General features: G+C 39.6%; 13 protein-coding genes. 3 read left to right on the forward strand and 10 right to left on the reverse strand.

Annotated features, from left to right (window positions below; all coding sequences use genetic code 11):
- Window positions 1-94 precede the first annotated feature (94 nt).
- Entirely contained in the window at window positions 95-757 is a 663-nt protein-coding gene (gene rpe / locus RM545_RS01525) for a ribulose-phosphate 3-epimerase (protein WP_311493503.1), read from the forward strand.
- Entirely contained in the window at window positions 744-1724 is a 981-nt protein-coding gene (locus tag RM545_RS01530) for a YpdA family putative bacillithiol disulfide reductase (protein WP_311493504.1), read from the forward strand. Before rpe ends, RM545_RS01530 begins: the two co-directional genes overlap by 14 nt.
- A gap of 41 nt (window positions 1725-1765) precedes the next feature.
- On the opposite strand, the gene RM545_RS01535 is transcribed toward RM545_RS01530, so the two are convergent.
- The 3 genes from RM545_RS01535 to RM545_RS01545 all read right to left on the reverse strand — a co-directional run bounded on the left by RM545_RS01535 (window position 1766) and on the right by RM545_RS01545 (window position 4390).
- Window positions 1766-3229, reverse strand: a complete 1464-nt coding sequence (locus tag RM545_RS01535) for an aldehyde dehydrogenase family protein (RefSeq protein WP_311493505.1) — start codon at window positions 3227-3229, stop codon at window positions 1766-1768.
- Window positions 3230-3354: 125 nt separating this feature from the next.
- Window positions 3355-3714 (reverse strand): hypothetical protein, encoded by a 360-nt coding sequence (locus RM545_RS01540; protein WP_311493506.1) that lies wholly within the window; start codon window positions 3712-3714, stop codon window positions 3355-3357.
- 307 nt (window positions 3715-4021) lie between these two features.
- The gene (locus RM545_RS01545) at window positions 4022-4390 is read right to left on the reverse strand and encodes a hypothetical protein (RefSeq protein ID WP_311493507.1); all 369 of its coding nucleotides are present in this window, start codon (window positions 4388-4390) and stop codon (window positions 4022-4024) included.
- 346 nt (window positions 4391-4736) lie between these two features.
- Between RM545_RS01545 and RM545_RS01550 the strand changes: the two genes are divergently transcribed.
- A complete protein-coding gene (locus RM545_RS01550) occupies window positions 4737-6290 on the forward strand; it encodes a protein adenylyltransferase SelO (RefSeq protein ID WP_311493508.1) in 1554 nt (517 codons plus the stop codon).
- A 144-nt stretch (window positions 6291-6434) separates the two neighbouring features.
- On the opposite strand, the gene RM545_RS01555 is transcribed toward RM545_RS01550, so the two are convergent.
- The 7 genes from RM545_RS01555 to RM545_RS01585 form a co-directional block, all read right to left on the reverse strand.
- Window positions 6435-8072, reverse strand: a complete 1638-nt coding sequence (locus RM545_RS01555; protein WP_311493509.1) for a GH35 family beta-galactosidase — start codon at window positions 8070-8072, stop codon at window positions 6435-6437.
- A 278-nt stretch (window positions 8073-8350) separates the two neighbouring features.
- Window positions 8351-9493: a bile acid:sodium symporter family protein gene (locus tag RM545_RS01560; RefSeq protein WP_311493510.1), complete on the reverse strand. Its 1143-nt coding sequence runs from the start codon at window positions 9491-9493 to the stop codon at window positions 8351-8353.
- Between the two features lie 20 nt (window positions 9494-9513).
- The gene (locus RM545_RS01565) at window positions 9514-10011 is read right to left on the reverse strand and encodes a nuclear transport factor 2 family protein (RefSeq protein WP_311493511.1); all 498 of its coding nucleotides are present in this window, start codon (window positions 10009-10011) and stop codon (window positions 9514-9516) included.
- Between the two features lie 82 nt (window positions 10012-10093).
- On the reverse strand, window positions 10094-12295 hold the full coding sequence (locus tag RM545_RS01570) for an outer membrane protein assembly factor BamB family protein (RefSeq protein WP_311493512.1): 2202 nt from the start codon (window positions 12293-12295) through the stop codon (window positions 10094-10096).
- Between the two features lie 247 nt (window positions 12296-12542).
- Window positions 12543-13475 carry an RraA family protein gene (locus tag RM545_RS01575; RefSeq protein WP_311493513.1) on the reverse strand — a complete coding sequence of 311 codons (933 nt, stop codon included), beginning with the start codon at window positions 13473-13475 and terminating at the stop codon, window positions 12543-12545.
- A 63-nt stretch (window positions 13476-13538) separates the two neighbouring features.
- Window positions 13539-14468 (reverse strand): RraA family protein, encoded by a 930-nt coding sequence (locus RM545_RS01580; protein WP_311493514.1) that lies wholly within the window; start codon window positions 14466-14468, stop codon window positions 13539-13541.
- Between the two features lie 64 nt (window positions 14469-14532).
- Window positions 14533-15693: a mannonate dehydratase gene (locus RM545_RS01585; RefSeq protein ID WP_311493515.1), complete on the reverse strand. Its 1161-nt coding sequence runs from the start codon at window positions 15691-15693 to the stop codon at window positions 14533-14535.
- Between the last annotated feature and the right edge of the window lie 87 nt (window positions 15694-15780).

Genomic DNA, 15780 nt, shown 5'->3' on the forward strand with positions numbered 1-15780 from the left:
CCGGTTTGAATTAATGACATAATAATTGATCATAAATTCTTTTCTTCCGCACAATGCCATCATAATTTCTATTTTTGCATAAATTTAAATAGCTATGACACCTAAACTAATTGCCCCTTCCCTTCTTGCTGCCGATTTTGGTAACCTTCAGCGGGACATAGAAATGGTAAATTCGAGTGAGGCAGATTGGTTTCATATCGATATTATGGACGGCGTTTTTGTTCCGAATATTTCCTACGGAATGCCGGTATTGGAAGCCATTAACAAGCATGCCAAAAAAACTCTTGATGTACACCTTATGATCGTTGATCCCGACAGGTATATTAAAGATTTTGCGAGACTTGGTGCACACAATCTTACGGTACACTTTGAGGCCTGTACTCACCTGCACAGAACGTTGCAGGTAATAAAATCTGAAGGAATGAAAGCCGGTGTTGCAATTAATCCCCATACTAATATCGATTTGCTGAAAGATATTATAAATGATATCGACTTAGTGCTTATAATGAGTGTAAATCCCGGATTTGGAGGGCAAAGCTTTATAGAAAACACCCATAAAAAAATCAGGCAGCTCAAGGAGCTGATTATCCAAAATGCTGCTGAAACGCTTATCGAAATTGACGGAGGTGTTTCAGACCAAAATGCTGCTGAACTTTGTAAAGCCGGTGCTGATATCCTGGTAGCAGGAAGTTTTGTTTTTAAAGCAGAAAATCCTTTAGATACCATTCAAAATTTAAGAAAACTTGCAAATTCCTGATAAACCTTACGATGTAGTAATAATTGGAGCAGGCCCTATAGGTATAGCCTGTGGACTGGAAGCCGAGAAAAAGAACCTCTCTTACGTGATCCTTGAAAAAGGCTGCCTGGTAAATTCTCTTTATTACTACCCTACAAATATGACCTTCTTTTCTACTTCAGAAAAGCTGGAACTTGATAATATTCCGTTTATAAGTACTAATCCCAAGCCAAGAAAAGCAGAAGCATTAGAATATTATCGTAGGATCGCCACTTCAAATCAATTAAACATCAATCTTTTTGAAAAGGTGGCTTCCGTAGAAAAACAGGAGGATAAAAAAATCATTGTTGAAACTCAAAAAGCTGTTTACCAAACCCGGAATGTGATTGTAGCTACGGGTTTTTACGATATTCCGAATAAAATAAATATCCCGGGAGAGGATCTGCCAAAGGTGTTTCATTACTACGGGGATCCGCACTACTACGCAACAAGAAAAACCGTCGTGGTGGGAGCCAGTAATTCTGCTGTAGATGCTACGCTGGAAATTTACAGAAAAGGTGGTGAGGTCACCATGATCGTGAGAAAGCCTGAAATTGGAAGGCGGGTTAAATATTGGGTAAGGCCCGATATTGATAATCGTATAAATGAAGGCAGTATTAAAGCACATTTTAATGCAAAACTTACAGAAATAAGGGAGAATGAGGTGGTGATCGAAACTCCACAAGGAACAGAAGTGATCGAAAACGACTTTGTTTTACTAATGACCGGTTATCGTCCCAACTTTAAATTTCTTCAGGATATGGGAATTGAGTTATCTGATGATGGTAAAAAAATACCGAATTACGACCCACATACTATGGAAACCAATGTTTCCAACATATACCTGGCCGGTGTAGTTTGCGGTGGTGTAGACACACATAAGTGGTTTATCGAAAACTCGAGGGTCCATGCAAAAATGATCCTGGAAAATATTGTTACAAAAAGTTAGGCATCACTTTGAAAAAGATGATGCCCTAAATTTGGCAGTTATCATGCAAAAGGAGTGAAATCCCTTGGCTCATGCTGCACAGTTACCCATTGCAGCCTTGTAAATTCTTCCAGCACAAAATCCCCATTGAAACGACCAATACCGGAGCCCTTTTCACCTCCAAAAGGAGCATTTGGCTCATCATTTACCGTCTGATCGTTCACATGGATCATTCCGGTTTCAACTTTTCGTGCAAAAGCTACTCCGCGGGTGATATTTTTAGTAAATACAGCTCCACTTAAGCCATGTTTTTTGGAATTTGCAATTTTTAGCGCTTCTTCTTCCGAAGAAACCCTTATAATTGGTGCTACAGGTCCAAAAATCTCATTATCGGCAATTGGCATATCATCCCTTACATTATCGAGGATTGTTGGCTCCAGGACATTATCTTTGGCCTCGCCTCCAATTCTAAGGATTGCGCCATCACTAGTACTTTCGTTTACATCTTTAAGAATTCGCTCTACCTGATCGTGATCTATTAAAGGACCCACAGTAGTTTCTTTGTCTGAAGGATCTCCGAATTTAAGTTGTTTGGTCTTTTCGACAAACTTCTCTACAAATTCATCTGCAACTTTATTGTCGACAATAATTCGGTTTATCGACATACAAATCTGACCCTGATGCATGAATTTTCCGAAAACAGCTGCATCTACAGCGTCGTCTATATTGGCATCGTCCAGAACAACAAACGCATTGTTACCACCCAGCTCCAGAGAAGTTTTCTTTATGGCTTCCCCTGCCAATTTGCCTATATTTTTTCCCACAGGAGTAGAACCGGTAAAGGAAATAAGTTTAGAATCGGGATGAGAAACAAAATGATCTCCTATAGAAGACCCCTTTCCAATCACCACATTAAAAACGCCTTTTGGCAAGCCTGCCTCTTCGAAAATTTTGGCCGGGAGAATTGCGCCCGTTACAGGTGTATCTGATGATGGCTTTAATACAATGGCATTACCAGTAGCGAGGGCCGGAGCAATAGAACGCATAGAAAGGTTTAAAGGGAAATTCCACGGACTTATAATACCTATCACACCCAAAGGTTTTCTGTAAGCCCTGCTTTCTTTTCCCGGTGTGATAGAGTCGAAGATAAAGCCGTGCATTCTTGTAGGGAATGATGCAGCTTCTTTCATAATTCCAAGGGTAATTTGGATTTCCGTCTCCGCCTTTACCCGGGTACTACCGGCTTCTTTTATTAGCCATTCTACAATTTCCTCCTGACGTTGGGTGAGAATTTGTACTGCTTTTTGAATCACTTCTGCCCTTTTCTGCGGAAGGGCCTTTCCCCATTCTTCGCCCGCTTTCTTTGCTGCAGCATGTGCAGCATCTACGTCATCTGCATTGGCTCCCTTAATCATATTGATTTCCGAATTATCGTATGGATTAATGTTTTTGATACTGGCATCATCATTTCCTTCCTGCCAGTTACCACCGATATATTGTTGATTAAGATTAGAGTACTTTTCCATAATTTTTTATTTTTAAAATATGGAAATGAATATGCAATGGCCGTTAAGGAACTTATAAATAAAGAATGTTTTCCAGAAAATTCAACAAATCCTATTTTCTTCAGAAGAAGGTTCAGAGGATTCATTTACATAAAAACAACATCGGAATCTTTTGAAGATGTACTGCCACTTAAAATTCTCCCATAGAATTCGAGGTCGCATTTCCTGCTTTTGTAAGAATCCTCAAGCCAATTCAGCACCTCTTTTTCCGGAATAATGTGTACAGTAATATTGGGATATATAGAATCTGGTGAGGACATGTTAACTCCTACTTCCAGCACTTTTTTGTAATTATCGTAATGAACAAATTTGGCGAGAAAATTATGCTTAATGAGCTCCACGACATCCTGAGAAAGCTCTTTCCCTTGAGAACAATCCCCTATTTGCTGTTTTACAAGAGCCTGAAGTGAAGATTTAACTTCCCCTGTTTTAATATAAGAAACCATAATACTACTAGAATGTTAAATTATAGAAATAAAACGTATTTAGGACTTAAAAGGTGAAAATATCTTAATCCTATCTTCTCAAATATAATTAAAACATTGAGGTCACAGATTGATCTATACAAATATAAAATGTTAATTACCAAATAATTAATTCAATAAATATTAGGCGACGAGAAATATCATATTCTATTTTTCCGGGTAGCGCAATTATATTATTCACAATATCGTTTTCGCCACTAAAAGTTCAACAAACAAAAAAGGCAGCTTTTTGCAGAGCCACCTTTACCAGAAAACATAAGACAGGTTATTAATTCATTAGAACAACCTCAGAATTTGAATGGAGATTATTCCTGTTTATCAGCCTACCATAAAATTCCAGGTCAACATCCTTATCTCCACAAGAGCTTGCAATTCTTTCCTCAGCATCATCAAGCCTGTATTTATAAACCTGAATTTTAGGATAAGCCGCCTCAGACGTATCATTTCTGTCTTCTATCCCAATTTCTATAGTTTTCTCAGACCTGTTGAAAATTACATACTTCGCCAGGAAATTGTGTTCCAAAAGAGTTATAAAGTCCTGAGATAATTTGTTACTTTTCCTGCAATCCTGCAGATACTGTTTAATTAATATTCGAAGAGAATCTTGAATTTCGTTCTTATTTAAATATGAAGCCATGATATATTAAGTTTTGTTTAATGACATAAATATATCCCATAAGCTCCCATTGGAAAACTTTTTTAGTCAGGTTTAACTTCAATCATTAAAAGAATGATAACAAAAAAGAAAACAATAAATATAATTATCTAATTTTCAATTAATTAAGAAATAACACCCTTAAAAACTAAAACTTTTTCTTAACTATGCGCAACTTCATACAAGGCAAAAGTTGTTCTAAATGGATCAATGCCAAAAGCAGATTTTCCCGAGTTTAAATTGCTGCCTATATATATTATAAGTATTTTAAAAGAAAAATTGGTTCTTGTGCTTAGAACCTTCTCTTGCTTATCGTAAAAGAAAAAATATGCAAAGCCTTATTAAGAAAAATTACAAGAACGAATTTGTGTCTAAGTTTAAAGGAGACGAAAGTGGTGACCTTTCCCCCAGGCAAACTCCGGGAGTACTTTACAGCAAAGCTCATCCTTCTCCTGTTCCCAAACCAAAACTCCTCGCCTGGACAGAAGATCTTGCTCAGGATTTAGGAATTTCAGAACCAGATGATGAAGATGTGGCAGTACTTGCAGGTAATAAAGTGACTACCTCTATGCAACCTTATGCAGCCTGTTATGCAGGTCATCAATTTGGAAACTGGGCCGGACAATTAGGAGATGGCAGGGCAATCACCCTGGGAGAATGGGAAAGTCAGGGAAAAAATTGGGAACTTCAATTAAAAGGAGCTGGTCCCACACCCTATTCAAGAAGAGCAGATGGTAGGGCCGTGTTGAGATCTTCGGTTAGAGAATACCTGATGAGCGAAGCCATGTACCATCTGGGAGTTCCCACTACAAGAGCTTTAAGTCTTGTTTCTTCCGGAGAAGAAATCCTAAGGGACATGTTCTACAACGGAAATCCTGAGTATGAACCCGGAGCAATAGTAATGAGAACTTCGCCATCTTTCCTGCGATTCGGGAATTTTGAAATTCTCGCCGCCAGGCACGAAATAGACAATCTTCAAAAGCTGGTTAATTGGACTATTGATGAATTCTACCCTCACCTTACGGGAGAGAACAGAATAATTAGCTGGTACAAAGAAGTTATCCAAAAAACAGCCAGTCTTATGGTCGAATGGCAAAGAGTGGGCTTCGTGCATGGAGTGATGAATACCGATAATATGTCTATTCTCGGTCTCACTATAGACTACGGTCCATTTTCGTTTATAGATGATTACAATCCCGGGTTTACTCCAAATACCACAGATCTTCCGGGTCGTCGCTATGCATTTGGGAATCAACCTTCGGTGGGTTACTGGAACCTGGGAAAACTAGGAAATGCACTCCTTCCCCTTTTTGAAAGACCTGATGAGCTAGAAGAAGCCATGCAAACCTATGAAGAGACCTTCTGGAGGAAATACTACGAGATGATGGCTAATAAACTAGGACTCGATAATGTGGAAAAAGACGATCGAACTTTAGTTGCTCAATTTGAAAAAGTACTCTCTTCTTTAAATCCAGACTTGACTATTTTTTATCAGTTACTCACTTATCTTCCTAAGGATCTTCTTGAGGAAGAATCTATTCTGGATTATTTCAATGATAGCTTTTATGAGATTCCGACGGGCAATGGAAGAAAATCCTTCTTTGATTTAATACAAAAATATCAGGACAGACTAAAACAGAATTCAATATCAGAAGAAGAATCACGGGAAAGAATGGAAAAAGCAAATCCAAGGTTTGTTCTTCGGAATTACCTGTTGCACCAGGCCATCGAGGAGCTGGAAAAAGGAGAATCCTCTCTTTTTGAAAAATTAAGAGTAGCCCTGAAGGAGCCATATTCAAAAAATCATGATGAATTCTTTAAGAAGAGACCGGATTGGGCTAATGACAAGGCAGGATGTTCCATGCTCTCCTGTAGCTCATAGAATCCTGTTGTTTAATTTTCTTCTCGGAGAAAATTTTATGCACTGAAAGAAAATCGGCTAAAATATTTTGCTCACTGTACTACAAAGTCTTAAACCGTAAAATTCTAAAGATCGGTAACTGCCAAAAAAGGGGATAGGCTTTAATTAGTCATATTTGTAAAGCTCAAACCGCTGGATGGACACATCATCTACAAAAGAACGTATATGCCTTCCCTGGTGCGTCTGGTCTCCATTTAAATGCCGATAAACCTTCCACTGACCGTCTTCAAAACAACCGAGATCAGTTTTCAAGATGCCTACCCTGCCACTTTTATCTTTTAGGTTCTTCATCTTAAGCGAAACACCAAAACCAGCAAAATAAAACTCGTTTTCTCCAGTTTGAATAATTATAGCTCCGGAAGGTTCCCACTCTTCAGAAGCAGCATCGGGTTCCCAGCCCAGGTTAAAAGTATGTTCAGCGGTAAATTCATAGTCGCCCAGCACAAATTTTGCTTCACTTACTTCTTTATCCAATAACACCCCTTCAATTTTGCCCTGTCCTCTGTACTTATCCAAGAGCGGCTTTATTTGGTCAATAACTTTATAAACTTTAGCTAATTTCTTTTCTTTATGACTTAAAGGCTCACCCGGTATTTGTTCAATAGAAAAAGGTGAGAATCCCAGCGCCTCATAATGACCAATTGTGTAAAGCGCTTTTGCCGCCACGGTATTATCAAATCTATGTTCGGGAACAAAAAGCGGATTATCCTGCCTTACATACAAATCGTTCCAGTGCTTAAACCGGGGATTATAGAAGTCGGGTGCATAGAAATCAATTTCTGGAGAAGCTGCTTTCCACACGTCCAGAATGTGTGGTAAGGGTCCTGCACTTGGGTAATCCCCAGGTTTAACATCAGGCCGGTTAAGTGCGGCATTTACAAACGTTGGCAACGCATATTCTTCTTTCCCTGCAGCAGAAATCTGGTTTGTATATTTAGCAAAATAATAAGCCATAAAAATTTCATCTGTGTGTAATCCTTTGCCGAAAACTTCCGCCCAGTTTCCTTCGGTTTTGAATCCGTTTTTCTTCCATACTTCTAAAAATTCCGGGTTTAACTCAGACTTATTTTTTTGAAAATATTGAATTAGATCAGCAGGAACTTCCTCTTTAAATTTCCGGTTTGCCAGGCGACTATGATCTCGTGCCGATGGCAACATTCCAATTTCATTTTCCGGTTGCATTAAAATTACAGTCTGGTGCCCGGCATCCACACCTTTGATATGTCGCATAAGATGTCGGTAAGCGTTTATTTCTGCTTCTAAGGTTTCTTCAGAAAAAGGGGTGAGAATTTCCTGACTTTCTCCCGATTCACTTTTAGCACGAGGGAACCGCTGCTGGTCCAGCTTTACCCATGCGGGGGCGTGACTGGACATGCTGTTCTTCCATGCTCCAAACCAAAGAAAGATTAATTTTAAATCGTGCTTCCTGGCTTCAATTATTAAATCTTCTACTAATTTATATTGAAATTCTCCTTCTTTGGGTTCTAAAAGTTCCCAGTAAACAGGCACGAGAATGGTGTTCAAATTTAGTGAGTTCAGTCTTGGCCATACAGGCTCCATAGACTCCATCGAAGTCGCAGTAGAATTTCCCAGCTCCCCTCCCAATATTAAAAAAGGCTTTCCGCTAACTATCAATTGCTGTTCGTCCCCTACTTTCTGTAGATGAGGTATTTGTTCTTGTGCAAATAAGGTTTGAACCTGAACTATTGGGAAAACTATTAATAAAAATAGTATTTTTTGCATGTTGACTTTAAAAAAGCTCATTCTCGTCTTTTACGATTAGAGACCTAATATAAGAGTAATTCTGTGAAGGCCACTTTTTCAAAATTTAAAGAATGTAATATTCTCATGTCTTCCGATCAGTTTTTCCTGGCATATTTTTTCACCTCTGTTGATTAAGCTTTGAGCCTAAGCAACAAAGCTGAAAAAAGCCAACATCTTCTTGCGTAAAGCAATGTTGCCTGTGGGTTCTCATGGCAAGACATTAGCCTGAAGTTTATAATAAGGGGGTTAATCTTTTATTATGTTAAGGTTGTATCTTCTTCCGGGTCCACTTTTCCTTCTACAGGAGCATAGGTATTTTCTCCTTTTGGAACCTTCTTGTGCCAGTAGGACGCCAAAATGGAACCGGTTATATTCATTAAAGGCCCAAATACAGCTGGTGCCAATCCCATAGTTGCTATTTTACCTATTTCGTTGGCAATACCCGAAGCAAGACCACCGTTCTGCATACCTACTTCCAAAGCAATAGTACGTGCATCCCGTTCGGTCATTTTAAAGAGCCGGGCGTACCAATACCCCAAAGTATAACCAAAAAGATTGTGTACCAGTACAAGAATTATCAGGAGCGCACCTATGTTTAAAAGGCTATCACGCCCGGCAGCGGTAATCACAACTATAATTAATCCTATGCCTAACATAGAAATAACTGGCATGGCCTGATCAAGCCACTTAACCTTTCCGCCAAAAAACTGATTAAAGAGTAAACCTGCACCAATAGGTATTAAAATCATTTTAACAATACTCCACATCATAGCTAAAGTGTCAATTTCAATAAATTCTCCAGCTAAAAAGCTCATTAAAAAAGGTGTAACAAAAGGTGCAAGGAGAGTTGCAATAGCTGTTATGGTTATAGAAAGAGCTAAATTTGCATTTGCTAAATAAGCCATGACATTAGAGGCCATTCCACTTGGAGAGCAACCTATTAATACAATACCTGCTGCAATCTCGGGAGGAAGATCACTTACCGTTGCTAAACCATAACCCATAATGGGCATTATAACCATTTGGGCTGAAATACCTATACCCACGGCCCGGGGAGATTTAACAACGGCCACAAAATCCTTGGCGCTCATAGAGGTCCCCATTCCGAACATGATAATTTGAATGAGTGGCGTAATTAACATTGTTAATTCGAATCCACCTATTTCCACAAAATATTGTGGATAAAACATGGACATGGTAACAGCTGCGAAAATCATGGTGGTAAATACAAATCCTTTTAACTGCTCATACCCTCTAAACCCCAAAGCCAAAGCGGCAAAAAATGCTACGAGTACCGGCCCGGCATATTCCAGATAATCTGTAATAAGAAAACCAATGGCAGTAAAAAGTAAAATGCCAGCTATAATTAACGAAATGGAATAAATGTTCAACTGTTTCATGAAAAGGTTTTATATAATATCTATAATTTAAATGCTTGTCTGGCAAGAAGCTTCCAATGGTCACCCTGTTTGACATACACCAGGACGTTTCCAATCCTAACGTCTACAGGGTCACCGGCATTTGTCGCTTTTGCTGAAAATACATGCCTTACTATAGCCGTTTCGTCCTCTATATGTATATTTTGATCGGATACATCTACCGAGGAAAAATTGAAATCTCCATTTACCAGATCATCAATAAATTCTTCTTTATTTTGAACAAGTCCGCTCGAATGTCCATAAGTAATTTTATCTGAGATCAGCGTATCGAGAACAGACTCTTCAGGATCAATAATTGCCATATTTAAGGCTTCTACAGCTGAAGCTACTTCTGTTTCCGCAGATGCGGAGGTTTCATTTGCGGTAGATGAATCTACGTCTTCGGCTTTGTTATCACCTGAGGAACTACTTCCAGATTGGTTACAGGCGATAAAACCAATTAATGAAACTAACAGCATCCAATTTTTAAAATTTTTCATAAAAAACTTCCTTTTAAATTATTATTATCTACTAAGTTTTCTTTACCATAAACCAAATGTTGATTGAGGTAAAACTCTTTATTTAGTCTTTAAGAGAAAAGGCTACGTAATCCCCGCCTGGTTTTTGTCCTCTACCTCCACCTGCGGCTATTACTACATATTGTTTCCCATCAACTTGGTAAGTAATTGGAGTAGCAAAACCACCTGCAGGAAGCTGATGCTCCCATAACACCTTACCTGTATTCTTATCAAAAGCCCGAATCCTTTCATCTTTAGTAGCCGCTATAAACACAAGGCCCCCGGCTGTCGCCACAGGTCCTCCGTAATTTTCAGTTCCAGTAACAGGTATGCCTCTTTCAGTGAGTTTAGGATATTCTCCCAATGGTACCCTCCACAAATATTCACCTGTACCTAAATCAATCGCATTTAGTGTTCCCCAAGGTGGCTTAATTCCCGGGTAGCCCTCTTGGTCTGTTAACTTTTTCCAGAATTTTATGACATATTTCGCCGGAAATCCAAATTTCTTTTTATCAGCTGATCCTGAATTATCCAACTCTACGCTAATTTCAGAAGCTCCTCTATGCCCCTTAGAAGAAGGCTCCTTCAGGTTTAATAAATAACCAGCAATTGCTTCCCGGTCCTGTTCAGAAATATGCTGAAAGGAAGGCATCCTGCCGCTCCCGGTCTCTAAAATTCCATTAATTTCTTCCTTAGAAAGTTTCGCTGCAATATTTTCCAGCGTTGGAAATTCAGAACCACTTCCTCTTCTATCTTTACCATGACAAGATGCACAATTTTCCAAATAAAGGGCATTACCATGTGTAAGCGAGGCAAATTCTGCCTTCATACTTGAAGTATCTATCATTTGAAGAACCCAGGGGTCATTATTAGAATTTTGGTAAAGGACACCGCTTGGATCTATGGCATTTCCGCCCCACTCTGCTCCCCCACTGTAGCCAAAAGCCAAAGTACCTTCTGTACTTGGTGGGGTAAATTTGTGGTCTGTCTGATATTTATTGTAGATATTCTTAATGTAGGCATGAGATTCAGGAGAAAGATTGGTAATAATATCTTCAGTAAAAACCTGGTGGGAAAGAGGATCGGGTTTAACTGGAAATTTTTGTGTGGGATATGGATGTTCACCTGGTAAACCTTCAGTTGGAACAGGCCGTTCTTCTACTGGAAAAAGGGATTCTCCTGTATCTCTGTTTAATACATAGATTAACCCGTCCTTAGTTACCTGGACCACCACATCTACCATTTGACCATTATAATTTATTGTCGTAAGGTTTGGAGGACTGGGAAGATCCCTGTCCCAAAGATCATGGTGGATGGTTTGATAATACCATTTTAGTTCCCCTGTTTCAGCATCAAGTGCAATAACGCAATTACCAAACAGGTTTTTACCTTTCCTTTTTGCACCATAAAAATCAGATGATGGTGAGCCTGTCCCCAAATATACCACACCTCGTTCTTCATCCAACGACATACCACTCCAGCTATTTGCTCCTCCTACTTCCTTATAAGCATCTTTTGGCCAGGTGTCATATCCTACTTCCCCCGGCTTTGGAATAGTATGAAATATCCATTTTAGTTCTCCCGTGATGATATCAAATGCCCGAATGTGCCCCGGAGCTGCATGACCAGATTCTGAGACAGTAGAACCAATAACTAAAGTATTTTCGTAAACAACACCGGGACTGGTAGCATTAACAATTACTTCGTCCAGATCATAATTCTCTGATAAGAGCCCTTCCCGGAAATCCACTATACCTTTTTCGCCAAAGTTATTATCCGGTATACCACTGCGGGCATCGATACTAAAGAGCTTGGCGCCCACAGTATAAAGGATACGTTTATCCTCGCCGCTTTCCCAGTAAGCGACACCCCGGCTAGCGGTAATATGATGTCTCCCATCTTCATTTCCCGGTTCAAATATCCACAATTCATCTCCCGTACCAGCATTTAGTGCAAACAACTTCAACTCCGGGGTGGTTCCAAAAAGCACTCCGTTTACCACTATAGGCTGACACTGAATCTGACCGGACCGACTTTTATCTCCCGAAGCCTCTGTAGCATCATACATCCATGCCACTTCTAACCTATGGACATTTTTCCTATTTATCTGATCTAATGGAGAATATCGATTACCTGCTTTGTTCCCGCCATAAACCGGATAATCCTCACCAGTTTCCATTGAGGCTATTGTTCCTGAACTTTCTGAATTTCTGCACCCAATTAGAAAAAGCAGACTTAGGGACAGAGGTAATAAAATTCTGTTCATTAAAATTCTGTTCATTAATTCGCTTCTCGTTTATGAAGTATTAATTTAATTAGCGCCTTGGTAGTGGATTATCTATAGGATCTGAAATAATTAGATATTCGATATGCTTTACTCCAGCATTTAAGGGAATACTAACGACATTAATAACTGGTTTATTTAAATACAATACTGAAACCCTTGATCCCTCAAAGCATTGCTAAGAGCAACCACAGCTTAATCTCTTTATCAGAAACTAAAAATTTAAAAATCACCAGGTTCTCTTGCTCAAAACTTTATCCAGCTCTGCTCTGGTCATAGATCCAAGTTCAGGATGTTTTTCTAACCAATCCAGAAAGTCAGATTTTAATTGATTACCCCACTGGCTATCAATTTCACCAGTGGTATAACGTCTGGTTTTCACCATTTCAAATCCAAACTGATCCTTAAGAGCTACAAATTCGGCTGTAGCGATTACCTGTTCAGCTAAATGAGCAGGAACAAAAAGAACACCTTCTTTTTTTGCTATTACCAAGTCACCTGGCAACACAATTGCTTCCCCCATGCGTATAGGAGTATTGAGCCCCATTAAGACCATTTCCTCGAGAAAGGAAGGATGAAAATCTCGTACAAAAGCATTAAAGCCTTCAATCTCGCTTATTGCTTCCAGGTCTCTTGAACTACCATTAAAGACCACGCCATTACCCGATTTGTTATAAATAGACGTTGCCAGGGTAGCCCCCATAAGTGTTCCTGCATCTATTTTTCCATAGCCATCAGCCACATAAACATCTCCCTGTGTTAATTCTTCAATTGGCCATGAATTTGTGTTGCCTTTTCTACCTCGGGATTTTATCCCTCTGTTTTTTATGTTCTCTTCAATATCTGGTCTACTTGGCATAAACATAGCAGTAAGGGCGCGACCCACAACCGGCACATCGTCTTTGACCATTTTCCAATTTCCTTCAAATTGATTAGTATAGCCTTCATTATGCAGTACGGTCCAGGCGTCATCAATTCCTATTTTTTTGGCTCTTTCCAACAGATCATCCCCAATTTTGGGGCGGCCATCGGGAAATCTTTCGCCTTCCCAACTGGAAGTAAGAAAAATAAGTTCCTCCTCAGAAATAGTTTGTGCATAAACAGAATCTGCACAACAGATACTTATAAAAAAAGATAATACCAGAGCAATTCTAAATTTCATATTAATAATTTTAAACAGATTAATTTTGTTCTTGAAACAGGCATTGGAAAAACTAGTATGAGCCTAATCCTGTTTTTCCAAGTAAGCCTCTATTTGATCATTAGTTACAGCCAGTTCCCTAGGATAATCAGCCACCCATGCCCGAAATTCATTTTTAATTTCATCAGACCAATCGCCATGTACTTCCCCCGAGGGATAATTTCCCTGTTGCAAGAGCAGTCTTTCAAATTCATCGCGCAAGCCCGTCAATTCCGAAGCAGTAACAAGTCCTTCCACCAGGTGAGCAGGAATAAATACCACCCCATAATCATTTGCAAATGCCACATCTCCGGGAAAAACAGTGACCTCACCAATACGTATTGGGGCATTGATAGAGGTTGGTGTCATACTTTTAATATAGGAAGGATCGTGCCCCTTTACCCATGCGTTAAAACCCTCTGTAGCTTTTAATTCTTGCATATCCCTAACAGAACCATTAAAAATAACTCCTTTGCCCGTTTTACCATGTATAGCGTTTCCCAAACTGGACCCTATTAAGGTACCATCTTTAATTTTTCCATATCCATCTGCAACATAAATATCGCCCTTAGTTAGCATATCAATAGGCCAAATGTTTATTCCCCCATGCTGAGAATGCCCTTCGGCCTTGCCCTGCGCTTTAACAATACTATCCAAATCTGGTCTGGAAGGCATAAATTGGGTTGTTACCACGCGCCCCACCATTGTTTCACCAGGCTTTAAAATCACCCAGTCGAGTTCAACCTGGTTATTATATCCCCTGCGTCCCAGATAACCCCATATCTGTTCCAGCGTTGCATTCTCTAAACGTTCCAGATACAGGTCCGGAACCTTAGGACGCCCATCTTCAAATCGCTCTCCTTCCCACTGAGAGGTAAGGGTCCTGATATACTCGGGTGATGATGCCACGCGTTGAGCCTCGGAAAAGAAAAAGGTTAGAGAAAATGCAATAAGCAGCGTAATCTTCTTATTCATAATATAGTTATTTAAATGAGTTAATTTTCGTCTTTGTTTCTGTAGTATAAAAATGGAGAACCAACTATTTCGCTTCCTTAGAAACAGATTCCGCAAGTCCGCGCATATAACCTAAAGCCCAAAGATTTCCCAGGGCCATATAACCGGGACTTGTATTTTCTTCTCCTGCCATAGTAGGAACGTGATCCGGTCTCATAGAACCTTTAAATCCGACATCATAGTAAGCCTTCATAGCCTGGTACATATCTATGTCTCCCTCGTCGTGGAAAGTTTCAGTGAATTTAGTGCTAGGCAAAACCCCGCTCAATTCCTCAACATTCCTAAAATGTACAAAATGTATTTTACCCTCGTTCCCCCACCTTCTTATTAAGGTTGGTACATCTGCACCCATTAGAGAAAAATTACCCTGGCACATGGTGACCCCATTATAGTCGCTTGGTACTATCTTTAACATCTTATCAAAATTATCAACAGTATTCATAATGCGTGGAATACCTTGAATTTTAGGAACCTGAGGATCATCAGGATGTAATGCCAATTTCATTCCTATCTTTTCTGCTTCGGGCACAACGGCTTTTAAAAAATATTCAAGAGTACCCCATAATCTCTCTGCTGGAATATCACCATATTCTGTTAAAGGTTTATGTTCTATTTCATCATAATCAAACGCTGTCACAAGAGCCCCGCCTCGACCAGGGCGTTCCACATTTGTTCGCGCCCAGCTTATTTCAGGCATCCAGTTATAGCAAATTACATCAATTCCAGCCCTCTTAAGGTTTTTCATGAAAATAATAAAATTAGCTATTTCCTCATCTCTCCCTTTAAGACCAAGTTTAGTTTTGGAATACAGGGAAGGAGGCCCTTCTACAACATGATAATCCAATCCAACGTCCTTATAAGCTTGTTTAACCCCAGCTATTACTTCGTAATCCCAAGGGTTTGCATTAGGCATTCCCGCTTCCCCCGGATCAAGACCGGCAACAGCTCCAAGCACGTCCATTTGTCTGGCCAACTTAATCAAGTACTGATTTTTAGCATTTTTAAGACCACCAAAATAGGCATTGCTAAATTTGATACCGGCATCTTTGGCCATACCATTTAGCTTTCTATTCGTACTTGCAACTTTGGCGTCCTTTCCAAAAGATGTAAAAATCCCCCCGCTAACAGCTAATGTGGCTGTGAGCCCGGCACTCTTCTTTAAGAAACTCCTTCGATTCTCCTTCATATCCTGATTAATAAAATATTAGGTTTAACAAAACCTCCTTTAAACGTTCTTACCATCCAGAATCGCAACAAGTTTTAAAGGAGGCTG

The organism is Autumnicola lenta (assembly GCF_031846515.1).
Taxonomy (GTDB): domain Bacteria; phylum Bacteroidota; class Bacteroidia; order Flavobacteriales; family Flavobacteriaceae; genus Autumnicola; species Autumnicola lenta.